Below are 23,080 nucleotides of genomic sequence, written 5' to 3'. Positions count from 1 at the left end.
CGGCCCTACTGTGGCAGCACTGATCGAAAAGCCCGCGGCGGAGCGGGCTGCCGGGGTGTGAAGGGGGCGTTCCTGTGCGGCGCTGGGAGTATGTCGAGGGCACTGCTTCGAAGTTCTGGGAGACCGGGTCGGACGGTCTCACGGTCACCGTGCGGTACGGACGGTGCGGGAGCGACGGGCGGACACAGACGAAGGAGTACGCGTCGGCGGAAGCGGCCGGGGCGCAGATGCTGAAGACGATCGCGGAGAAGGAACGCAAGGGGTACCGCGAGGTGGGTGCGGCGGGCGCGGGTTCCGCGTCGAGTCCGGCCGCTTCCGCTTCCGCCGGCTCACCCGGATCCCGGGCCGCTTCCGCTTCCGCCGGCTCCTCCGGTTCCCCGGCCGCTTCCGTTTCCGCCGATACCGCAGGCGCTCCCGGTTCCGCCGGCTCCCCGCACTCCCCCGGTTCTTCCGAAGCGGCCGTGTCCGGCGGCGTGCCGGAGACCGGGGACGGCTCCGGGGACGCTCCCGCGGCCCCCCTCCCCGACGAGGACACCTTCGAACTCCCGGCCAACTGGCGGCGGGTGCTCCACCCCCGCAGGGGCGGTGTGCCGCGGGCGCCCGGCAAGGCCCGTCGCCAGGTGCTGGAGGCGGTCGAGGCGCGGGTGACGGAGGATGCCGCGTGGATCGAGGAGTTCCTCACCGCGCCACGCACCGATTCGGCCCTCGCCACCACGGTGCGTTCGCACCTCGCCGGTGATCCGTCCCCCGTCGGCGCGGCCGCACTGGCCGCGATGGTCACGATCTCCGCGCCGCACTCCGCCTGGGCGGACACCTGGGCCGCGCGCCACGGGCTGCCGTTCGCCGCGTGCGCGGCGGTGGAGTTCCTGGAGATCAACGCCCGCTGGAACCGGAACGGGCACCAGCGGACCCGGCCCATCCTCCAGCTGCTCAGCAGCGCCCGGCACGCCTACTGGTCCAGCGAACGCCGCCCCGCGCTCGACCGCGTCCGGGCCCTGATCGCGGCCGCCGACGAGGAGACCTACCGCGCGACGGTCGCGGCGCTCGCCGACTGCCGCACCACCGCGCAGCGGAGGATCATCGCGGCGTATCTGGCACCGAGCGAGAGCGCCTGGGTCGCCGGTCTGTGCACGGACGCCGAGGTGACCGGCGAGCGCGATCAGTCCCTCCTCGCCATGGTGTTCTCCTCGCTCGACTCCGCCGAGCAGGTCGGGGCGTTCAGCGAGCAGCCCGGCTTCGGCCACAGCGTCGCCCTGATCGCGACCGTCGCCGAGGGCATCGGCACGGCCGTCGCCCCCCTGCTCGCGGAGGCCCTGACCGGGTACTGCTACGCGGACGGGGAGAAGCTCGTCGCCCAGGCGCTGACCGAGATCCCGACGGACGAGGCCTTCCTCGCCCTGCTGCGCAACTCGGACAAGAAGCACTCCCGCGCGGCCCTCCTGGACGCGATGCGACGCTATCCGGCGCGCGCGCTGCGGCTGCTCGGTGCCGATGTGCGGGACTCCGCCGGAGCGACGTCCAAGACATCGCGGAAGCTGCTCCTCGGCCACATCGGAGCCCACCGCGAACTGGTGGCGTCCCTGCTCCCGGCCCTCTCCCCCGAGCTCGCGGAGACCGTCGAACCGCTGCTCAACCCCGTGGACCGGATCGCCGACGCGCCCGCGCACGCGCTGCCCGCCGTGCTGACGTCCCCGCCCTGGTCCAGGCCCCGTACGCAGGTCAGGACCGTCGTCGTGACCGGTCTGGAGGCGGTGGGCGAGCCCTCGGCCCGCTGGGAGCGCGACGAGCGGGAGCGCTGGGCGGCATGCTCCAGCTGGTACACCCGCAAGGAGGACATCCGCGACTGGGACAAGGAGTTCACGCACCTGCGTCACTCCCTGGACTCCGACGGCCTTCATCCCGCCTGGGTCTACGTCCATGGGCCCGAGGACCTGGTCGCGCCGCACCTCGCCACCTGGGACCCGACCGATCTGTGGGACGGTGAGGACACGCTCAAGCCCATCGCCGCCCGCTTCGGCCTCGCCGCCCTGCCGTTGCTGCTGCGGGCCGTGCCCCGGCAGCCCGGACGGCTCGCGCCGCTGCTGCTCCCGTTCGTCGATGTGCGTGTCGCACGGCACATGGCCGACTGGGCCGTGCGGCTCAAGTCCACGGCCGCGACAGCCCGTACCTGGTTCGTGCGGCACGGGGCCGAGGCCGCCGGGCTGCTGGTCCCGGACGCGGTGGGCAAGGCCGGTGCCGCCCGGCGCTCCGCCGAGCACGCACTGCTCCAGATCGCCTCGGTCCACGGTGACGGGGTGGTCCGTGAGGCCGCCGCGTCGTACGGCGAGCGGGCCATGGAGGCGGTCGAGGGGCTGCTCGCCGCCGATCCCCTGGAGCGGGTCCTGCCCGCGAGGATGCCGGAGGTACCGGGGTGGGCGGAGCCCGTGCTGCTCCCGCAGATACTGGTCCGCTCCGGCGGCGCGCTGCCCGAGCGCTCGGTGCGCGACGCCGTGATGATGCTGGCGCTGTCCCGGCCCGGGGATGTGTACGCGGGCGTCGCCGCGCTCCGGGAGACCGCGGAGCCCGCCTCGCTCGCGGAGTTCGCCTGGGCCCTGTTCCAGCAGTGGCAGCAGGCCAATCTGCCGGCCTCGGAGTCCTGGGCCCTGCACGCGCTGGGGCTGCTGGGCGACGACGGGACCGTCCGCAGGCTGACTCCGGTCATCCGGGCCTGGCCCGGGGAGGGCGCGCACCACCGGGCCGTCGAGGGCCTCGACGTGCTCGCCTCCATCGGCAGCGATGTCGCGCTGCTGCATCTCAACGCGATCTCGCAGCGGGTGAAGTTCAAGGGGCTGAAGGTCCGCGCCCAGGAGAAGATCGCCGAAGTGGCGTCGGGCCTGGGACTGACCGGGGAACAGCTCGCGGACCGGCTGGTGCCGGACTTCGGGCTGGACGCCGACGGTTCGACCGTCATCGACTACGGCCCGCGGACCTTCACCGTCGGCTTCGACGAACAGCTGAGGCCCTACGTCCTGGACGCCGACGGCAAGCGGCGCAAGGACCTGCCGGCCCCCGGCGCCCGGGACGACGCCGAAGCGGCCCCGGCGGAGCGCAAGCGGTTCATGGCCCTGAAGAAGGATGTGCGGACCATCGCGGCCGATCAGGTCCGGCGGCTGGAGGCGGCCATGGTGACGGGCCGCACCTGGACGGCACAGGAGTTCCGCGAGCTGTTCGTCGGCCATCCCCTGCTGTGGCACCTGGTGCGCCGGCTGGTGTGGCTGAGCGACCACGACGGAGCGCGGGTGTCCTTCCGGGTGGCGGAGGACCGTACGTTCGCCGATGCCGGGGACGACGGGTTCGCCCTGCCCGACGGGGCGACGGTGGGCCTGGCGCACCCCCTGCACCTCGGGGACGAACTGACCGTCTGGTCCGAGGTGTTCGCGGACTACGAGATCCTTCAGCCGTTCCCGCAGCTCGGCCGTGCGGTGCACGCGCTGACGGAGGAGGAGGCCGGAGGCTACCGGCTGCCCCGGTTCGAGGGCCTCACGGTGCCGATCGGCAAGGTGCTCGGCCTGGAGCGGCGGGGCTGGCAGCGCGGAGTCCCGCAGGACGCGGGCGTGGAGCGCTGGATCTCCAAGCGGCTCGGCGACGACTGCTACCTCGTGATCGCCCTGTACGAGGGCATCGCTGTCGGCGTCGTCGACATGTTCCCCGACCAGAAGCTCGAAACGGTCTGGCTCGACACCGAACCCGCGGACCACTGGAACAGGCGCACGTACAACCTGCGTTTCGGCGCGCTCGATCCGGTGGTCGTCTCCGAGCTGCTCGGAGACCTGGCGGAGCTCACCGAGGGAGTCGTGGCATGAGCGCGGGGACACGGGCGGGGACCAGCGGGTCCGCGATGCCGGGTGACGCCGTCGCCGTCGCCGTCGCCGTCGGGGAGAGCGGACCGGCGGAGGTGCAGCGGCCACCGGCCGAGGTGCGGTACGCGGACGAACTGGCGGCGCTGCGGGCCGGGGACAGCGATCCTCGCCCGCCCGGCTGGGAGCTGAGCCTGCGGGCGGCCCGGCGGTTCGTCATCGGCGACGGGAGCACGGGCGTCAGCCGTAAGTTCGTCGGCAATCCGTCCCTCGTCGACCGGGCTCTGGTGACGCTCGCGACCAGCCGCGGGCTGATGCTCGTGGGCGAGCCGGGCACGGCGAAGTCCTTGCTGTCCGAGCTCATCGCGGCGGCGGTCAGCGGGGTCTCGACACTGACGGTGCAGGGCGGCGCGGCCACCACCGAGGACCAGATCAAGTACGGCTGGAACTACGCCCTGCTGGTCGCCGAGGGCCCCACGCCCCGGTCCCTGGTCCCCGCCCCGATGCTGCGCGGCATGGCGGAGGGCCGGATCGTACGGTTCGAGGAGATCACCCGCTGCCCGCTGGAGGTCCAGGACTCGCTGCTCTCGCTGCTGTCCGAGCGGGTCGTGGCGATTCCCGAACTCCCGGGCGACGACGGCATGGTCTTCGCCCGTCAGGGGTTCAATGTCATCGCCACCGCCAACACCAGGGACCGGGGTGTCAACGAGATGAGCGCGGCGCTCAAGCGCCGGTTCAACTTCGAGACGGTCTTCCCGATCCCCGACCTGGACACCGAACTGGCGCTGGTCGAGGCGGAGGTGACCACGCTGCTGCGGCGTTCGGGGGTGGAGCCGCCGCCGGACCGGGATGTGCTGGAGGTCCTGGTCGGCACGTTCCGGGAACTGCGCGCGGGTGCCGGTACGAAGGGCGGCGCGGGCCCGGACCGGCCTTCGGCGGTGATGAGCACGGCCGAGGCGGTGTCCGTCGCCCACGCCGTGGGAGTGCGCGGCTGGTTCCTGCGCGGTGAGCCCGGCAGCGCCGCCGATGTCGTGGCCGCGCTGGCCGGTACGGCGGCGAAGGACAGCCCGGAGGACCTGGCCAGGCTGCGCCGCTACCTCGAACAGCAGGTGCTCCGTCGCCGCGGCCCGCAGTGGCAGGCGCTGTACGACGCACGTCATCTGCTGGCCGGCTGATGCCCGCCGTCCATCTGGGAGTGCGCCACCACTCCCCCGCCTGCGCCCGGCTCGTCGAGCGGACCATCGGGCAACTGCGGCCCGCCCATGTGCTGGTGGAGGGGCCGGCCGAGATGAACGGCCGGCTGGACGAGCTGCTGCTCGGGCACGAGCTGCCCGTCGCGGTGTTCAGTCACTACCGGGACGAGGACCGGTCGGCCACCTCATGGGCGCCGCTGTGCGACTACTCCCCCGAGTGGGTCGCGCTGCGGGCCGGCCGGGCGGCCGGGGCCGAGGTCCGTTTCATCGACCTGCCCGCCTGGCACCCGGCGTTCGCGGACCGGACCAACCGGTACGCCGATGCGGAGGCCCGGTACGCGGAGGCGACGGAGCGGCTGTGCCGGCACTTCGCGGTCGACTCGACGGACGCCCTGTGGGACCGGCTGTTCGAGGTCGAGCCGGAGGACGGTCTCGCGGAGCGGCTCGACGCCTACTTCTCCCTGGTGCGCGGCGATGCGGAGGCCGATGGCCGCGACCGGGTGCGCGAGGCATACATGGCGGCGTGGGTACGGTCGGCTCTCGCCATGTCCGGGGACCGGCCGGTGCTGGTGGTGACCGGGGGCTTCCATCAGCCGGCGCTGCGCGCGCTCGTGGGCGATGCCCCCGGAGCGGGTGGTCCAGGAGCGAGCGGTCCCGGACAAGGCGGTCCCGGAGAGGGCGGTCCCGGGGCACCGGCCGATGTGGCGGACGGGTCGGCGGCCGGTGCCGATGGATGGGCCCTCGGTGCCGACGGATGGCCGGAGGTCCCCGTACCGCCGACCGGCGCGTCGGCCGGGAGCTTCCTGGTTCCGTACTCCTTCCGCCAGTTGGACTCCTTCTCCGGCTATCAGTCGGGCATGCCCTCGCCCGGCTATTACCAGCAGATGTGGGAGTCGGGACCCGAGGCCGCGGCGGACGGACTCCTGCGCGTCGTCATCGAGCGGCTGCGGGCCCGCCGGTACGCGGTGTCCACCGCGGACCTGATCGCCGCCCGGAGCCTGTCCCAGGGCCTCACGGCACTGCGCGGCCATCCCCGCCCGGCGAGGATCGACGTCCTGGACGGGCTGGCGGGCGCGCTGATCACGGATGATCTGGACGGGCCGCTTCCCTGGACGTCGCGGTCCGCACTGGCGGCGGGCACCCATCCCGCCGTCGTCGAGATGGTCGCGGCGTGCAGCGGCGACCGCACGGGGCGGCTGCACCCGGCCACCCCGGCGCCGCCCCTGGTGCACGATGTGGCGGCGCAGCTCGCCCGGCTGCGCCTGGACGGCCCCCCGGAGACCGTGTACCGCCTCGACCTCATGGATCCCGGGGACCTGGAGCGCAGCCGGGTCCTGCACCGGCTGCGGGTCCTCGCGGTGCCCGGCCTCACCCGGACCGCGGGCCCCGAGCACGGCGTCGACCCGGTGTTCGCCGAGCGCTGGGAGCCGGCCCCGGCGGCCGGGCGGGAGGCCGCGCTGGTGGAGGCCGGGGCGTACGGGGCGACGCTCGCCGATGCCGCCGTGCGTGCCCTCACCGAGCGCACGCACGGGATCGGTGCGGAGGCCGACGCCCTGGCCGGGGCCCTGTTCGACGCCGTGCTCTGCGGCGCGGGCGCCCTGTCCGAACCGCTCCTGTCCGAACTGGCGGACCGGGTGGGCGGGTTGAGGACACCCGGGCCGCTCGGCGAAGTGCTCGCCACGGCGCTGGGCCTGTGGCGTCACGACCGGGTGTACGGCGTCGCCCGCGGCCCGCTGCTCGGGGCCGTGATCGACGGCGCAGCGGTCCGGCTGCTCCGGCTGGTCGAGGGGGCCCGCGGGGCGGCGGGCGTGGACGGTCCCCGGCTGCGCGCGGTGGCCGCCCTGCGGGACGCGGTACTGCACGCGCCCGGACCGCTGTCGGTGGACCGGGAGACCGTCACCGGGCTCGCGCTGCGGGTCAGCCACGACCGCTCCGCCCCGCTCGATCTGCGCGGCGCGGCCTTCGGCCTGTACCGCGCGCTGGGCTCCGGCTCCCCGGAGGATCCGGGTGAAGCCGTGCGCACGGTCGCGGCAGGCGGTGCGGACGCGGTCGGTGACTGGCTGGCCGGGCTGTTCGCGGTGGCCCGCGAGGAGGTGACGGGCTCGGCGGCCGACGGTCCTGCGTCACTGATCGCGGTGCTGGACGACTTCCTCGGCGCCCTGCCCGACGAGGACTTCCTGTCAGGACTGCCCGCGCTGCGCCAGGCGTTCGCGTACTTCCCGCCCCGGGAGCGCGAGCGGATCGCGGCACGGCTCCTGGAGCGGCGCGGACTCCGTGGCTCGTCGCGTTCGCTGCTGCGCACCACCGCCGACCCGCTGCTGATCGTCCGGGCCGCCGCTCTGGAGAGGGACGTGTCCCGTTTGCTGACCCGCTACGGACTGGGAGTCGCGCCATGACCTCACCCGAACCCCTGGCCGTACCCGGGCCCATGGCTCCGGAGGCCGCCCCCGACGCGGGACTTGAGCGCTGGCGGCTGGTGCTGGGGTCCCCGGCCGAGGCCCGTACCGGGCCGCTGGGCCGGGGGGCCGCCGCGCAGGACGCCGCGCTCGACTGGCTCTACGGCCGGGACCCCGATCTCGAACGGCGTGGTGTCCGGCGTTCCGGTTCCGCGCGGCGCACCGGAGGTGACGGCCCCTCCGCCGTGACCGCGATCGACTGGCTGGAGGACATCCACCGGCTCTTCCCGAAGGACACCATCGAGCGTCTGGAACGCGACGCCGTGGAGCGCTACGGCATCCAGGAGATCGTCACGGACCCCACGGTGCTGGAGCGGGTGGAGCCGAGCCCCACCCTGCTGCGCGCCGTGCTGCGCACGAAACACCTGATGAACCCACAGGTCCTGACGCTCGCGCGGCGCATCGTCGCCGCGGTCGTCACACAGCTCCTCGCCCGGCTGCGACCGGAGATCCGCCGCGCCTTCCACGGCACCCGCTCCCGCAGGCCGAGCCGGGTGCCGCTGGCGAGGGACTTCGACTTCCGGCGGACGGTGCGGGCCAACCTCGCCCACTATCGGCCCGAGGAGCGGCGCATTCTCATCGACCGCGCCCACTTCCACTCCCGTACCCAGCGGCATCTGACCCAGTGGCAGCTGATCCTGCTGGTGGACCAGTCCGGCTCGATGGCGGGTTCAGTGATCCACTCCGCGGTGACGGCCGCCTGTCTGTGGGAGCTCCCCGGGCTCAAGACCCATCTGGTGGCCTTCGACAGCAATGTCGTCGACCTGACCTCCGATGTGACCGATCCGGTGGAGCTGCTGATGCGGGTGCAGCTCGGCGGGGGGACGGACATCGCGCGCGCCATGGCGTACGGGGCAGGCCTGGTGGAGAATCCGCGCCGGACGATCGTCGCCCTGATCACCGACTTCTACGAGGGGGGCGACCCCGTCCGGCTGGTTCGCTCGGTGCGTGCCCTCACCGAACAGGGCACCACCGTGCTGGGGCTCGCCGCGCTGGACGAGGATGCGAACCCCGACTACGACCGTGAGCTGGCGGGGCGGCTGGCCGGGGCCGGGGCGCACATCGGCGCCATGACACCGGCCCGGCTGGCCGAGTTCGTCGCCGAGAGGCTGGGCCGATGACCGGCACGGCCACGGGCACAAACCCGAACACAGGCACCGGCACGGGCACGGGCGCGGGCGCAGGGACGGCCGCGGTGGACTCCGCCGCCCGCCGGGACCTGCTGGCCCTCACCCCGGACACGCTCGCCGCCCTCGCCAACCGAGGTCTGGTCAAGCGCGCCACGAAGGAGCTGGACGCGGGCGCGGTCCCCGCCGTCACCACCGATCCGGATGCCACCGTGCGCGCCCGCTTCGAGGACGGGACGGCCACGGCGCTGCCGCACGGCGCGGGCCTGGACAACGGTGCCTGCAGTTGTGCGGCCCCGGGTGTGTGCCGGCACCTCATCATCCTGGTACTGGCCTACCAGCGCGCGGCCACGCCGTCGCCCGAACGCCCCCCGGCCTCGTCACCGGAGACAGGGACCGGCGCGGAACCGGACGCGGGAACGCGCTCGACAACGGACGCGGGAACGGCCCCGGGAACAGGCGCGGGGGCGGACCGGTCCGTGGAACCCGGCTCCGGCCCCGCGACGCACTGGTCTCCCGGTTCCGCGGACGACGGGACGCTGACGGCCGCCTTCGGTGCGCGTGCGCTCGGTTCCGCCCGCCGCGCCTTCGAGCGCGGGTACGCCGCCCGCGTGCACCGCCCCACAGCGGACCGCCCCGAACCCTGGGTCGAACTCCCCACCTGCACCGTGCGCTTCCCGGTCCCCGGCGAGATCGCGTACGCGCTGACGGACGCGGCCACCGTACTGAAGGGCGAGGTGGTGGCCCTCGCCGTCTGGGCGTTCCGCGAGGCGGACCGGACCGGGGAGTCCATCCTCCAGGTGGGCGGCGGCGCCACGGCCCACGCCACGGCCCGGCCGCAGCTGGACATGGCGGCCGGTCTCGCCGACGAGCTGCTCCTGTCGGGCACCGCGCATGCGAGCCCGGTCCTCGGGGGCGCACTGGCCCGCGCGGGCGAGGCGCTGTCCTCGGCCTCTCTGCACTGGCCGGCCGGTGCCGTCGCCGAACTGACCGAGCAGCTCTCGGCGTACGCCGCCCGCGGCGCCCACTACCGCCCCGAACGGGTCGCCGAGCTGCTCACCGAGATCCATGCCCGACGCCGGGCGGCGGCGCTTCCCGGCGTTCTCGGCACCCGGGAAGCGGGTGACACCCCGCTGCGCCGGGTCGCACTCACCTCTCTCGGCTGCCGGATACGCACCGCCGGGAACGGCACCGTCGCCGAGGTGTACTTCGCGCACCCGGGCGCCGCCACCGTGCTCGTCCTCCGCAAGGAGTGGGCCGCGGCCGAGGGGCAGCGGACCACCGGGCACCGGCTCGCCACCCGGCGGGTCCTCGGTTCGACGCTGGCCGCGCTGGCCACCGGCAACCTGATCAGCGAAAGCGTGCGGCGCACGGCGAGCCGTGCCCTGACGGTCTCCCGGGGCCGGCTGGGCGCGACCAGTATCACGCCGGTCGGTGCCTCCTGGGCGGATCTCGCGGAGCCCCTGCTCGTACGGGATCTGGCGGCCCTGACCGCGGCCTGGGACGGCAGACCGCCCCGGCTGGTCCGGCCGCGCATCGAGGCGGAGACCGTGCGGGTCATCGCACTGTCGGATGTGGAGAGCGTCGGCTACGACCCTGCCGAGCAGCGGCTGGAAGCGGTCGTCCGGGACACCGCGGGCACGCGGGCCCTGGTGTGTTCCGGCTACCGGCCGGAGTGTCCCGGTTCGCTGGACGCCCTGGCCGACGCGCTGGCGGGCGGTGCCACCAGGATCAGCGGCGCCGTGCACCGTACGGGCGGCGGCATCCGGATCGACCCGATCGCGGTACAGACCCCGGCCGGGGTCGTCGTGCCGGACCTGGCTCCGGGCGACGGCTCCACGGCGCTGGCCGCGGTGGAGCGGCAGGCGTCCGATCCGCTGACGTCGGCGCTGGAGGAGGCACTCGCCGCCCTGGCGGCGGTGGCCCACAGTGGTCTGCGCCATCTGCCGGAACCGGCCCGCGCCCGGATCGACGAGGCGGCCACCGCGCTGGCCGGGACCGGACTGTCCCGGTCCGCGGAGCTGCTCCGCGCCTTCCTCAACACCGGTGCCGGCACCGGCACCGGCGACGCCGAGCGCTCCGACGAGGATGCCAGGTCCGCCGCCTGGCTGGAGGCCCAGCTCCATCTCCTGGTCAGCAGCGAACTCCGGGCCGCCGAAACCCCCTGACGCCCCTGCCCCGGCAGAGACCGGTCATGGCTTGTCGAGGTAGGCGAGGCCCGGGTGGGCACGGGTGTATCCCTCGACCAGCCGACGGGCCACCGCGACGGAGTCGACCAGCGGGTGCAGGGCGAAGGCCTGCACCGCCGTGGCGCGTGAACCGCTCGCGGCGGCGTCCAGCACCGTCCGTTCGACGGCCTTGACGGCGGTGACGAGGCCCGTCGCGTGGTACGGGAGAGGCGCGACGGCGACCGGATGGGCACCGTTCGCGTCGACGAGGCAGGGCACCTCGACGACGGCGTCCGTGTCGAGGGCCGACAGGGTGGTGCGGTTGCGGACGTTGAGGATCAGTGAGGTCCGCTCGTTGCGGGCGATGGCCCGCATCAGGGCGAGCGCGACCTGCTCGTACCCGCCGGACTCCAGGTCGCTCTCCTCGCGCTCGCCGGCCCCCGCCACCTCCCGGTTCTCCGACATATAGGTGGCTTCGCGTTCCGCGCGCGTGCGGTCCCAGGTGGCCCGGGCCGGGGCGCCCGGCTCCTTCATCCGGGCGTAGAAGCCCAGCTGCTGCTCGCGCAGGAAGGCGCCCCGGGTCTGTTCGGCCTTCTGGTACGCGTGCACCGCCTCACGGTTGAAGTAGTAGTAGTGCAGGTACTCGTTGGGGACGGAACCCAGTGACCGCAGCAGATCGGTCCCGAAGAGTCTGCCCTCCTCGAAGGAACCGAGCAGGGCAGGATCGGCCAGCAGCCGCGGCAGTTCGTCACGGCCGTCGACGTACAGTCCGCGGACCCAGCCGAGGTGGTTGAGTCCCGCGTAGTCGATCCAGGCCCGGTCCGGGTCGGCGCCGAGCACCCGGGCGATCCGCCGTCCCAGCCCGACCGGGGAGTCGCAGATTCCGATGACCCGGTCCCCCAGGTGCCGGGACATCGCCTCGGTGACCAGTCCCGCCGGGTTGGTGAAGTTGATGACCCAGGCGTCCGGGGCGAGGCGGGCGATGCGCCGGGCGAGGCCGTCGGCCACGGGGACGGTGCGCAGCCCGTACGCGATGCCGCCCGCTCCTACGGTCTCCTGGCCGAGCACGCCTTCGTCCAGGGCCACCCGTTCGTCCGCCGCGCGCCCTTCGAGTCCGCCGACGCGGATCGCCGAGAAGACGAAGTCGGCCGCGCGCAGCGCTTCGTCGAGGTCGGTGGTGGCGAGGACGGCGGGGGCGTCCGGGACACCGCCGGACTGTTCCTCCAGGACGCGGGCGACGGCCGCGAGCCGGTCGGCGTCCGTGTCGTACAGGGTCACATGGGACACACGGCCTTCGGCGTGATCGCCGAGCAGGGCCCCGTACACGAGGGGCACCCGGAATCCGCCACCGCCAAGAATTGTCAGCTTCACGCTGCTCGATGGTACGGGGGTGACGGCCCGGCACCGCGGTGTCCGGCCGCTGCCGTGGTGACTCCCGCGCGTCGTGGGGCCGCAGCCGACAGGGTTCGGCCGAATCATGGGCGTGCGCGGGCCATTCGACGCCCTCGCGTAGACAGCGCTTGCCACCGGGAGGGTCAATGCCTTCGGCACGCGCCTGACATGTCCATGAGGAATTTGCTCCCGGGGCGGGACGCGCCCCGCATCGCAAGGGGAGGAACCAGCACCCATGAACATCACCGGACCACTGAGCGGACCCCGATGCCGACGGCGCGTGCCGCTCACCGCACTCGGCGCGGCCGTCGCCCTGGCCGCCGTACTGACCACGGCCGTACTGACCACGGCCGCGGTGTCCTCGGCCGGCACCGCCGAAGCGGCCGGCACCGCCGGAAACGGCGCGAGCGGCGTTGCCGCCGGTGCCCCTCGTGCCACTTCGCAGGTGGTCACCTGGGCCGCGAGCGCCGACCGTCAGGTCACCCCCACCCAGGACCGGACCTACCGTCTCGTCGTCCGCACGAGCGCCGGCGGCAAGGGCCTGCGGATCCGTCTCTCCAACGCCTTCGGCGATCAGCCGGTGACCTTCGGCCGTGCGTACGCCGGCCGGCGGGCCACCGACGCGGCGGTGGTGCCGGGCACCAACCGCGCGCTCTCCTTCGGGGGTTCACCGTCCGTCACCGTACCGGCGGGAGGTTCCGTGTACAGCGACGCGCTGCCCGGTACCGTCCCGCCGCAGTCGGACCTCGCGGTCAGCATCTACGTACAGAGCGCCGGAGCGACCGCCTCCGGTCACCGGATGGCGCTCCAGACCTCTTTTGTGGCGCCCGCCGGTGATCACACCGCGCAGGAGTCCGCCGCCCCGTTCACCCAGCGGATCCCGTCGTGGTTCTATCTCGACGCCGTGGTGGTGGGAGCCCGCCACGGCACGGGCGCGGTGGCCGCGTTCGGGGACTCGATCACGGACGGGGCCAGTTCGACGCAGAACACCAACCGCCGCTGGCCCGACCTGCTGGCGGGGCGGCTCGCCGCCGACCGGACCACCCGGATCAAGGGCGTCGCCAACGAGGGCATCTCGGGCAACAGGGTGCTCAGCGACGGCGCCGGGCAGAGTGCGCTGAAGAGGCTCGACCGCGATGTCCTGTCACAGCGCGGGCTGGAGACGGTGATCCTGCTGGAGGGGGTCAACGACATCAAGTCCGTCCCGGCCCCCACCGCCGAGCAGCTGATCGCCGGGTACCGGGAGATCATCGGACGCTCGCACGCGGCGGGGGTGTGCGTCGTCGGCGCGACCGTCATGCCGTACGAGGGATGGCGCGACTGGAACGCGGACGGCGAGCGGGTCCGGCAGGAGGTGAACGCGTTCATCCGGGACAGCGGCTCCTTCGACGCGGTCGCCGACTTCGACACGGAGACCCGGGACCCCTCGGCGCCCTCCCGGATGCTGCCCGCCTTCGACAGCGGTGACCATCTGCACCCGAACGACGCGGGCATGGACGCCATGAGCCGTGTCGTCGACCCCGACGACCTGCGGTGCGACCGGCGCTGAGCCGGCGCCCGCGCGTACGTCCCCACGCCTGTCCGCCGTCGGGCGGCACCGGACCGCACGGAGTCCGGGGCCGGCCGGCGGCGTTCGTCAACGGCGGGTCAGCCGCCGTTCCACCAGCGCGACACCGCCCGCCACAGCCGGGTGGGGGCCGCCGGCCCGCGCTGCTGCGGAATGACCGGGGCGACGGCGGGCTCCTCGGCCGGAGCGGCAGGCTGGGGAACGGCCGACTGAGGAACGGCCGGCGGCGGGCCGGCCGGCGGACCGGCTTCCGGTACCGCGGCCGGCTCCACAGGCAGCACCTCCGGCAGTTCTTCCGGCAGCGCCTCAGGCAGTTCCTGGTGCGGGACCGTGCCCGGCGCGTGGGCGGGCTGGGTCCCCACCTCGGTGGACGTGGGCAGGGGGACGGGCCGGGACGGGGAGGAGACCTCCCAGTCGACGGCCGGCCTGGACCGGGCCATCATCGACAGCGGATCGGAGTCGATCGCCTGCCGGGGGCTGGGTGCGAAGGTCGCGGGGAGCTCCACCAGGTGCCGTGACATGAAGTTGCCCACCCAGCTCAGCTCGCTCTCGTCGACCCCGAGCTCCAGGTCCGGCAGGCGCATCAGCAGGGCGTCCACCCCGACATCGGCGATGGCGCGGCCGATGTCCTGGCCGGGGCACTCGTGGGGTCCGCCGCTGAACGCGAGGTGCGCGCGGTTGCCCTCCATGCCGGCGGCGAGGTCCGGGCGTACCTTCGGGTCGGTGTTGGCCGCGGCGATACCGACGAGCAGCCCGTCGCCCGCCTTGATCTGCTGACCGCCCAGTTCGGTGTCGCCGACCGCCCAGCGGCCGAAGACCGCGGTGAAGGGCGGCTCGTCCCACAGGGTCTGTTCCACGGCCTCCGGCACCGTCATGTGACCGCCGCTGAGCCGGGCGCGGAAACGGGGATCGGTGAGGACCATGCGCAGCACATTGGCCATCAGGTTGGCGGTGGACTCGTAGGCGGCGATGAGGATCAGCCGCAGATGCTCGATGACCTCGATGTCCGTCAGCGAGGCCGGGTGTTCGAGGAGCCAGCTGGCCAGGTCGGGTCCGGGTTCCGCACGGCGCTGTTCGACGAGCCGGGTCAGCACCGCCACGACATGGGCGTTGCTCGCGACGGCGGTCTCGGTGCCACGGATCATGTCCCGGGCAGCCTGTACCAGGGCGTCGTCGTACTCCTCGGGCATGCCGAAGATCGCGCACACCACCATCATCGGCAGGTGCTCGGCGAACTGGCCGACCAGGTCCGCGGAGCCCTTCTCGCAGAAGTCGTTGACGAGGCGGTTGCTGAAGCGGTTGATATGGCGGCGCACACCGCGGGCGTCGATGCGCTCCATGCTGTCGGTGACCGCGCCGCGCTGACGCTCATGGGTGGCGCCGTCGGCGAACACACACACCGGCTGCCAGGTGAAGATCGGGGCCAGCGGGTGGTCCGCGGCTACGCTGCCGTCCTGCAGGGCCCGCCAGCGCCGGGAGTCCCGGGAGAACTGGGAGGGCGTCCGGGTCATGTGCAGGTTCTCGCTGTGCCCGAGGACGAGCCAGGCGGGTACGTCTCCGTGCAGCAGGACCGGAGCGACCGCGCCGTGCTCGGCACGCAGTCTGTCGTACAGACCCGCGGGGTCCTTCTCCGCCTCGGGCCCGTAGAGCCGGCGCAGCCCGCCGGGACCGATCCCGAGCCCACGAGCGGGGCACTCGGGAGGCGGGACCGGCCCGGAGGGAGCTCCGGGCTCTTGGTGGAAGGGGGTTGTCACAGTTGCTCCAGGGCTCGGGATTCCAGGGCTCGGGCGAGGGCGCGCGGAAACGGTGACGCACCTGCCCGAGGGGGGCGCGCCAGGTGGTGCCGTACGGACAGGGGCGCGCGCAGGGGACGTACGCGCGCCGGTGCCAGGGGGAGATGGCCCTCCGGCTCTGTCCTCAGGCCACGGGGAGGGACAGGCTGTGCAGATAGCGCATCAGGGTCATCAGCACATCGCGGCTGGATACCCGCGTGCGGGCGTCGCAGTCGATCATCGGGATCTCGTCCGGCAGGTCGAGGGCTCTGCGCAGGTCCTCGACCGGGTGGTACGGCGCGTCGGGGAAGGTGTTCACGGCGACGACGAAGGGGACGCCCCGCTCCTCCAGCCGGCCGATCACGTCGAAACTGACCTGGAGCCGCCTGGTGTCGATGAGGACGACGGCGCCGAGGGCCCCTTCGAAGAGTCCGTTCCACAGGAACCAGAAGCGCTCCTGGCCGGGGGTGCCGAACAGATAGAGGATCAGTTCCTCGCTGAGGCTGATCCGGCCGAAGTCCATGGCGACCGTGGTGGCGGTCTTGCTCTCCACACCGGTGTTGTTGTCCACACCGACGCCGGCCTCGGTCATGGTCTCTTCGGTCGTCAGCGGCCGGATCTCGCTCACCGCGCCGACCATGGTCGTCTTGCCGACGCCGAACCCGCCGACGATCACGACCTTCACCGCGGCGTTGGCCGTGGTGGGCAGGACGTCCTCGCTGCGGGGCCCGGAGATCGTGTCAGAGTTTCTGAAGTCCATGCATCACCGCTTCGAGAAGGGACCTGTCGGGGAGGGTCGCGCGGACGATGGGTGCGCGCGATTCGATGAGTTCGGTCGCGAGCAGATCCGTCAGGAGCGACGTGACCACGCTGAACGGCAGGCCGAGGTAGGCCGAGATCTCGGCGACGGACAGGGGTGCCTGGCAGAGCCGCAGGATCGCGGCCTGCTCGGGCTGGCACGTCGGCGTGGGCTCGGCCTGCGCGACGACCATGGTGACCAGGTCGAGCGCAGCCCGCCCGCCGCCGTCGAGTTCGCCGGTGATGACATAGAGCCGTTCCGGATCGCTGAGCGCCGGGTCGGCCTTGCGGCGTTCTCGTCGGGGAGCACTCATCCGGACTGCCTGTCGTGGCGCGGCGGACTGGTCAGATGGGCACCGATCCGGACGACCAGGTCACGCATGCGGGCGCCGACCATCCCGGCGTCGATGGTCTCGCCCGCCAGCACCGCGAGGTAGGCACCGGTTCCGGCCGCCATCAAGTAGAAGAAGCCGCCGGTGACTTCGATGACGACCAGCTTCATCAGACCGTCGCTGTAGGGAATCTCGGTGGCGACGGCGGCGGCCAGGCTCTGCAGTCCGGCGCAGGCCGCCGCGAGCCGGTCGGCGACATCGGGGTCGCCGCCGTGCATCGCGATGCGCAGCCCGTCCGATGACAGCACCACGATCTGATGGATGCTGGGTACATCGTCGGCCAGTTCCTTGAGCATCCAGTCCATGTGCCCGCGCTGCTGGATCACTTCAGGTCTCCCTTGTCCCACGCATCGTCAGAGTCCTCGCCGTTCTTCGGTTCCTGCGGCACGCCGTTGACCGCCTTGGTGAAGGCCTCCAGCCAGAGGCCGGGGGGCTTCTCCTCGCCCTTGGCGGGTCCGCCCTCCTCACCGCCCGCCCTGCCCCGCCGGCCGTCGTGCGCCCCGTTGGCGGAGTCGACGGCGGGCAGCTGGGGCTGCTGGGGGAGGTTGTGCGAACCGAGGGGGGCACGGCCCCGGCTGCGGCGCTGCGGAAGACCGCCCTCGGTCCACTCGGTCACGATCGGAACGTCGTCGTCCATGGCTGACGCCGGAAGGACCGGGTGCGGCGAGGGTCCGGCGGAGGCTCCTTCGGGGAGGCCGGCCACCACGGAGGGCGGCAGGCCGGTGGACGCCGGCTTGGGCTTGCGCTTGCCGGGGGGCGGCACGACGTGCTGGAGCTGCGACATGTCCAGCGAGCTGTTGGGCCGTGAGGTGGCGCCGATGCCGTGCGCGATTCCGGGCGCGGGCCCGGTGGTGATCATTTCGCGCGGCACGATGAGCACGGCCCGGACCCCGCCGTATGCCGACTGGCGTAGTGATACCTGGAGTTGGTACATGCGGGAGAGCCGGCCGACGACCGCCATGCCGAGCCGCGGGGACTCCCCGAGGTCGTTCATGTTGATGCCGGCCTGGGCCTGGGCGAGCATGTTCTCGGCCCTGGCGCGGGCCTCCTCGCTGAGGCTGACGCCGCCGTCCTCGATCTCGATGGCGATGCCGGTCTGCACCTCGACCGCGGTGACGTGCACCTTGGTCTGCGGCGGCGAGTAGCGCGTCGCGTTGTCGAGGAGCTCGGCACAGGCGTGGATGAGCGGCTCGACGGCGGTGCCGACGATGGCGATCTTGGAGATCGAGTGCAGCTCGATCCGCGGGTACTCCAGGATGCGGGACATCGCGCCGCGCAGCACGCTGAACAGGGGTACGGGCTTGGGCCACTGGCGGCTGGGCCGGGCCCCGCCGAGCACCGAGATGGAGTCGGCGAGACGGCCGATCAGCGCGGTGCCGTGGTCGAGGCGGAGCAGGTCGTCGAAGACCTCGGGGTTGCGCCCGTAGTGGTCCTCCATCTCCCGCAGCTCGCTCGCCTGCCGGTTCACGATCGCCTGGACGCGCCGGGCGACGGCGACGAAGGCGCGCTGCGCGGAGTCACGCCGCGCCTCTTCGGCGTCGATGATGTCGAGGACCTGGAAGACCTGCTCGCGCAGCGCCCTGGGCAGATGGTGGTTGGCGGGGTCCGCGTCGAAGACGTCGCGCATCACCTCTTCGGGCGAATTGCCCACGCGCAGCTGTCGGATCGCGGCGGGCATGACCTCCTTGGTGAGCCGTACCGTCTCGGCGTCGTGCGAGAGGATGCGGTGTTCCAGGAAGGCGATGCGCTGTTCGTACTCGATGCGCTGGACGCGCATCGCGCGCCGGCGACGGTTCAGCGCGACGGCGAGCGCGCAGACCACGAGCGTGGTGATCGCGCCGCACACGGCGACTGGTATCCGAGCGACCTCGGTCACCAGCGCCGAACCGGCGGCGGTGGCACCGGCGAGCAGCACCACGGGCAGCAGGACTACGCGGACAACGGGAATTTCTCGTTCGGTCGGCGGTGGTTCAACACGGACCATCTAAACCCTCTGGCGGTTGATTCCGGGATGTATGCGTACGGGTGCGGATACTCATGAACAAGTGCTCGAATTCATATCAACTCGACTTCACTGCGCGTGAGCTTAGCCAGATCAGAACAGTGCTTCGGCATATTCACCCAACCCCCTGCGCGAGCACCCCGGCAGTAATACACTCACCAGTTTTTGCACTCAGCGCCTCCGGGCGTGCGCGGGGAGTGACGATGCGGGGAATGCGGCCGGCGTCGTGCCCTCGCGTACCGCAGAGCGGGACGGCCGAGGCACAGTAGTGATGACACCGGCTCAAGCGGCCCATCCCGTACCGCAGAACGGGACAGGGGCACAGGTGCTCGAACCGGATCGAAAGGAGCAGATTCATGACCGCCGGAAGAGTGGACGGCAAAATCACCCCGATGACGGGCCCTACGGGCGTACGTGCGGGCGCACGGGTGGACCCGCCGCCGCCCGGGGGCACCGGCGCACGGAGCCGCGGGCTCGCGCACACCGTGCGCAGTCGCGAACCGACGTACGCCGTGCGGAGCCATGAACGCAGGTACGCCGCGCGGAGCCATGAACGCACGTACGCCGCGCGGAACCCCGGACCCGCCCGCTCACCGCGGCGGCACCCCGCCAGGACGGGCGCGGTATGACAGCGGCCCGCGGTTACACCATCGAATCACTGGACACCGGCCTCCGGCTGATGCAGCTGTTCCTGACCCATGACACCCTCACCGTCACCGAGGCCGCCGGACTGCTCGGCATCGGCCGGTCCACCGCCCACCGGGTGCTGAGCACCCTGGAGGGCCGGGGGTTCGTGATCCGGGAGAGCTCCGGCCGCGGCTACTCGGCGGGCCCCGAACTCGTGCGGCTCGGCCGCCCGGCGGGCTTCGGCTCCGCCGTCCGCGAGCGGCTCGGGGCCGTGCTGGAGGACGCGGCACGGCGGACCGGCGAGACGGTGCAGAGCACCGCGCTGATCGGCGACCGGATCGTCGTCACCGACGGCAGGGAGTCCTCCCATCCCGTACGGGTGATGCTGGAAGGGGGCACCCGGCCGGCACACGCCACCGCGGGGGGCAAGATGCTGCTCTCCCGGATGAGTCCGGACCAGGTGTGCGCGCTGTATCCGTACGAGGAACTGGAGCGGGTCACCACATGCACGATCACCTCCCGCGCCGCGCTGCTGGCCGAGTTGGACCGGATCCGCGCGGCCGGGCACGCGCTCAGCCTGGGTGAGTCGGTCCCGGGACTGAACGCCGTGGCGGTGCCGCTCGCCGGGGCGGGCTGGCGCGACCGCCTCGCCCTGACCGCGTCGGCTCCCGCCGGCCGCTCCCGGGACGCCGACCTGGCCGAACGGGCCGGGCAGCTACGGCAGTCGGCCGCGCTGCTGAAGTCCGTTCGCGTCCTCTGACGGCCGGGGCGCGCCCCGTCAGCGCCGGCCCCCGCCGAGGCGGCCCTCCAACTGCACCAGCAATGCGCTGAGCTGGGCGCTGAGCAGCTGGCGTGCCCGGTCGTCGAGGCCGGAGAGTACCGCCCGTTCGTACGCGAGCTGCTCGGGAAGCAGCCGGTCCACCAGGCCGAGACCCTCCTCGGTGAGCCGGACATGGGCGACCCTGCGGTCGCGTGCGTCGCCGCGGCGGTCGATCAGGCCGCGCTCCTGGAGGGCCCGGAGGCGTTTGGTGACCGCGGCACCGGAGGAGAAGGTCTCGCGGGCCAGCTCCCCGGGGGTCAGTTCGCGGGCGGTGCGGCGCACGGCACCGAGAAGGTCGAACTCGGCGCGCGTCAGCCCGGCGGTGCGCAACGGGGCGTCCTCCGCCTGCTGGAGGAGCGCCGCGCAGCGGTTGATACGGCCGATGAGTTCCATCGGTCCGGTGTCGAGCCCGGGGTTGACGGCCTGCCACTGCCGTACCACCGAGGCAACGATGTCGTCGGTCACACCGCTCCGTTCTCCGGGGCGAGGGCGATCAGCCCCTGCCGTTGTGCTGTCGCGGCGAGCGTACGGTGTCCGGCCTGCTCGGCCGCGAGGAGCTCCCGCTCGGGCAGGGCGCGCTGCCACCATTCCCCGGCGGCGGTGTCGCCGGCCTCCCGGAGTTCCACGAGGGAACCGGTCAGCCGGCGGCGCGCGCGGTCCAGGCAGGCGGGCGCCGTAGCGGGGTCGGCGAGCATCCGCAGGGCGTGGGCGCGGGCGCTGCCCGTGGCGGCCAGCGCCTTCTCGACGCGTCCGGCGGCCCGCCGGTTGGTGACGAGCACCGCGGCGAGGAATCCCACGAACGCGCCGACGAGGGTGTCCAGGACCCGGTCGCCGATGAGTTCCCCGGCCGGATGCACGGCGCCGCCGAACTCCAGGACCAGCAGCGCCATCGGGGTCACGGCGACGGAGCCCAGCCAGTAGTTGCGGGTGATCAGGGCCTCGGCGGCGAAGCTGAAGAACAGGACGCAGGCGATGAGGGCGAGGGGGCCGGTCCGGGTGAGGGGCAGGACGGCGGCGAAGACGAGGACGCCGAGCAGGTTGCCCAGGGTGCGCTGGAGGGTCCGGTTCCAGGAAAGGGTGACATTGGCCTGGTAGAGGGAGGCGGCGGTGACGATCGCCCAGTAGGGGCGGCCGACGCCGAGTGCGGCGCAGAGATATCCGGCGAGCGCGCAGCCGATGAGGGTGCGGGCCGCGACGGGCAGCAGCGGGGAGCCGGGGGCGAGGCCGCGCAGCAGCGTGCGAGGGGCGTCCCGCCGGCCGCCCGCGGTGCGCCGCTCGGCGCGTTCGGCGTCGACGCCGAAGAGCTCGTCCGCGGTGCCGGGGACGGGCGGCGGGGTGGGAACGGGGCCCCGGGCACGGGTGGCGGCGGCCCAGGCACGCAGCCGCGCGGGGCCGGCGGGCGCGGTGTGCCCGGTGAGCGCGGATCCGGCGAGCGCGGCTTCGGCGTGCACCACGAGACGTTCCAGGGCGCGGCGTACGGGGGTCGGCCTGCCGGAGGCGAGCAGGCACTGCCAGGCCGTGTGCACGGCGGCGGCCGCGGCGTGCCGGGTACGGGGCCCGGGGTCGGCGGAGCAGGCGGCCGCGGCGTCGAGCGCGCGGGCGGTGGCCCGGCGCTCGGGGCCCTCCCGGCGGATCAGCGCGGGCCCGACGACGGTGACCAGCCAGGACACGGCCCCCGCGGCGAGCGTCAGGGCGAGGTGGCCGGGGATCTGCCCGAGGTGCTGCGGGGCGAACAGCGCGGCGGAGGTGACGAACGTGAAGATCACATGGCCGGGCGGGCCGATCCTGGTCGCGTCGCAGAGCGTCTTCTGGGCGGCGGCGAGCAGCGCGGCGACCGCGACGAGGACGGCGGTCGAGCCGGTGAGCGAGGCGGTCAGGAGTGATACGGCGAGTCCCGCGAGCATGCCGAGCACCACACCCGCGACGGCCCGCGCCCGCCGGGCGTACGGCAGGCTGTGGCCGTACAGCGCGCACAGCGAACCGGCCATCGTGTACATCACGAGGTCCAGCCGCCCGACGGCGAACAGCAGCAGATTCGGTACGGCGGAAGCGACGACCACACTCAGCGCGGGCTTGAACCAGGTGTCCGAGGGGCGGGCGAGACGGAGCGCGCCGGCCAGCGGAAGACCGCGGACGAAGGGTTGCCGGGTTCGTGTAGTTGTATCGCTCACTCAAATACATTAACAGGTATTACACCTGTAAACGATTAGCCCCCGGCAACCCACCCAGCCCATGGGTGGCCAGCCCATGGGTGGCCAAGCCCATCAACAGCCCTGCCCGTCAGCCGCCGTGCTCGTCGGTCGCCTGCACATGGTCGGCGATACCGACCACCAGGACCCGGGTGCCCGGGGCGATGGGGCGCCAGCGGTGGACGAGTCCCCCCGCGCAGTAGAGCGTGTCGCCCCGCTCCAGCCGGTAGAAGCTGCCGTCGGCCTCGACCTCCGCCGAGCCGTCGGCGACGTACAGAATCTCGTCGTTGCGGTGCCGGAACTCCCGGCCCCAGTCATGGGCACCGGTGAACTCGAGCGCGTGCAGGCGCTGATGGCCCCGGACGAGCGGCCGCATCCGGCCCTCCGCCTCGCCCTCGGCACCCGCCTCCCGCACCGAGGCGGAGGCGCCGCGTACGACATCGACCGGGCGCGGCGCCTCGGCCGTCGACAGCAGCTGCACCGCCGTGGTGTCGAGCGCGTCGGCGATCCGCTGCAGGGACCCCATGCTCGGGCGGGAGCGGCCGTTCTCGATCTGACTGAGGAAGGGCACCGAGAGCCCGGCCCGCCGGGCGACCTCCGCGAGGGTCAGTTCCAGGGCGCGGCGGCGCCGCCTGATTCCGGGGCCGACCTGGGGGGTCTCCGCCTCGCTCATGTCCCTCGCTCCGTGTCCCGCGTGCCGCACACCACAGCCGGCGGGGCGAGAAGCAGCCTACCGGGCCG

16 protein-coding genes are annotated in these 23,080 nt (G+C 73.2%); 7 read left to right on the top strand and 9 right to left on the bottom strand.

All coding sequences use genetic code 11. The features are described from left to right. Window positions 1-74: 74 nt before the first annotated feature. The 5 genes from OHA98_RS13970 to OHA98_RS13950 are packed head-to-tail and all read left to right on the top strand — an operon-like array spanning window position 75 to window position 10,780. Window positions 75-3,842 carry a WGR and DUF4132 domain-containing protein gene (locus OHA98_RS13970; RefSeq protein WP_266925707.1) on the top strand — a complete coding sequence of 1,256 codons (3,768 nt, stop codon included), beginning with the start codon at window positions 75-77 and terminating at the stop codon, window positions 3,840-3,842. Next, complete coding sequence (locus OHA98_RS13965; protein ID WP_266925706.1) at window positions 3,839-5,011, top strand: AAA family ATPase; 1,173 nt, start codon at window positions 3,839-3,841, stop codon at window positions 5,009-5,011. The genes OHA98_RS13970 and OHA98_RS13965 overlap by 4 nt, the downstream gene beginning before the upstream one ends. After that, a complete protein-coding gene (locus tag OHA98_RS13960) occupies window positions 5,011-7,425 on the top strand; it encodes a DUF5682 family protein (protein WP_266925704.1) in 2,415 nt (804 codons plus the stop codon). The genes OHA98_RS13965 and OHA98_RS13960 overlap by 1 nt, the downstream gene beginning before the upstream one ends. Next, window positions 7,422-8,606, top strand: a complete 1,185-nt coding sequence (locus OHA98_RS13955) for a VWA domain-containing protein (RefSeq protein WP_266925702.1) — start codon at window positions 7,422-7,424, stop codon at window positions 8,604-8,606. The genes OHA98_RS13960 and OHA98_RS13955 overlap by 4 nt, the downstream gene beginning before the upstream one ends. Beyond that, window positions 8,603-10,780, top strand: a complete 2,178-nt coding sequence (locus tag OHA98_RS13950; RefSeq protein WP_266925700.1) for a hypothetical protein — start codon at window positions 8,603-8,605, stop codon at window positions 10,778-10,780. Before OHA98_RS13955 ends, OHA98_RS13950 begins: the two co-directional genes overlap by 4 nt. A gap of 24 nt (window positions 10,781-10,804) precedes the next feature. On the opposite strand, the gene OHA98_RS13945 is transcribed toward OHA98_RS13950, so the two are convergent. Further along, window positions 10,805-12,151: a 6-phospho-beta-glucosidase gene (locus OHA98_RS13945; RefSeq protein ID WP_266925698.1), complete on the bottom strand. Its 1,347-nt coding sequence runs from the start codon at window positions 12,149-12,151 to the stop codon at window positions 10,805-10,807. A gap of 256 nt (window positions 12,152-12,407) precedes the next feature. On the opposite strand from OHA98_RS13945, the gene OHA98_RS13940 reads away from it, so the two are divergent. After that, window positions 12,408-13,721, top strand: coding sequence for an SGNH/GDSL hydrolase family protein (locus tag OHA98_RS13940; RefSeq protein WP_266925696.1), 1,314 nt, complete (start codon window positions 12,408-12,410; stop codon window positions 13,719-13,721). Between the two features lie 98 nt (window positions 13,722-13,819). Here OHA98_RS13940 and OHA98_RS13935 read toward each other — a convergent pair whose 3' ends face one another. The 5 genes from OHA98_RS13935 to OHA98_RS13915 all read right to left on the bottom strand — a co-directional run bounded on the left by OHA98_RS13935 (window position 13,820) and on the right by OHA98_RS13915 (window position 18,685). After that, complete coding sequence (locus tag OHA98_RS13935) at window positions 13,820-15,493, bottom strand: cytochrome P450 (RefSeq protein WP_266925694.1); 1,674 nt, start codon at window positions 15,491-15,493, stop codon at window positions 13,820-13,822. A gap of 163 nt (window positions 15,494-15,656) precedes the next feature. Beyond that, entirely contained in the window at window positions 15,657-16,271 is a 615-nt protein-coding gene (locus OHA98_RS13930; protein WP_266925692.1) for an ATP/GTP-binding protein, read from the bottom strand. Then, window positions 16,252-16,623, bottom strand: a complete 372-nt coding sequence (locus OHA98_RS13925) for a DUF742 domain-containing protein (protein WP_266925690.1) — start codon at window positions 16,621-16,623, stop codon at window positions 16,252-16,254. The genes OHA98_RS13930 and OHA98_RS13925 overlap by 20 nt, the downstream gene beginning before the upstream one ends. Next, window positions 16,620-17,027, bottom strand: a complete 408-nt coding sequence (locus OHA98_RS13920) for a roadblock/LC7 domain-containing protein (RefSeq protein ID WP_266925688.1) — start codon at window positions 17,025-17,027, stop codon at window positions 16,620-16,622. The genes OHA98_RS13925 and OHA98_RS13920 overlap by 4 nt, the downstream gene beginning before the upstream one ends. Beyond that, window positions 17,024-18,685 carry a sensor histidine kinase KdpD gene (locus tag OHA98_RS13915; protein WP_266925686.1) on the bottom strand — a complete coding sequence of 554 codons (1,662 nt, stop codon included), beginning with the start codon at window positions 18,683-18,685 and terminating at the stop codon, window positions 17,024-17,026. Before OHA98_RS13915 ends, OHA98_RS13920 begins: the two co-directional genes overlap by 4 nt. Window positions 18,686-19,328: 643 nt before the next feature. Between OHA98_RS13915 and OHA98_RS13910 the strand changes: the two genes are divergently transcribed. Further along, window positions 19,329-20,090 (top strand): IclR family transcriptional regulator, encoded by a 762-nt coding sequence (locus OHA98_RS13910; RefSeq protein WP_266925684.1) that lies wholly within the window; start codon window positions 19,329-19,331, stop codon window positions 20,088-20,090. Between the two features lie 18 nt (window positions 20,091-20,108). Here the strand turns inward: OHA98_RS13910 and OHA98_RS13905 are convergent, their stop codons facing one another. From OHA98_RS13905 to OHA98_RS13895, 3 genes are all read right to left on the bottom strand, one after another. After that, window positions 20,109-20,615 (bottom strand): MarR family winged helix-turn-helix transcriptional regulator, encoded by a 507-nt coding sequence (locus OHA98_RS13905; RefSeq protein WP_266925682.1) that lies wholly within the window; start codon window positions 20,613-20,615, stop codon window positions 20,109-20,111. Further along, window positions 20,612-22,321, bottom strand: coding sequence for an FUSC family protein (locus OHA98_RS13900; protein WP_266925680.1), 1,710 nt, complete (start codon window positions 22,319-22,321; stop codon window positions 20,612-20,614). The genes OHA98_RS13905 and OHA98_RS13900 overlap by 4 nt, the downstream gene beginning before the upstream one ends. A 109-nt stretch (window positions 22,322-22,430) precedes the next feature. Then, window positions 22,431-23,012 (bottom strand): helix-turn-helix domain-containing protein, encoded by a 582-nt coding sequence (locus OHA98_RS13895; RefSeq protein ID WP_266925678.1) that lies wholly within the window; start codon window positions 23,010-23,012, stop codon window positions 22,431-22,433. Window positions 23,013-23,080: the final 68 nt, after the last annotated feature.

This window comes from Streptomyces sp. NBC_00654 (assembly GCF_026341775.1).
In the GTDB taxonomy this organism is placed as follows: Bacteria; Actinomycetota; Actinomycetes; order Streptomycetales; family Streptomycetaceae; genus Streptomyces.
The sequence above is the reverse complement of the archived record's forward strand: the minus strand, read 5'-3'. Positions and strand labels throughout refer to the sequence as shown.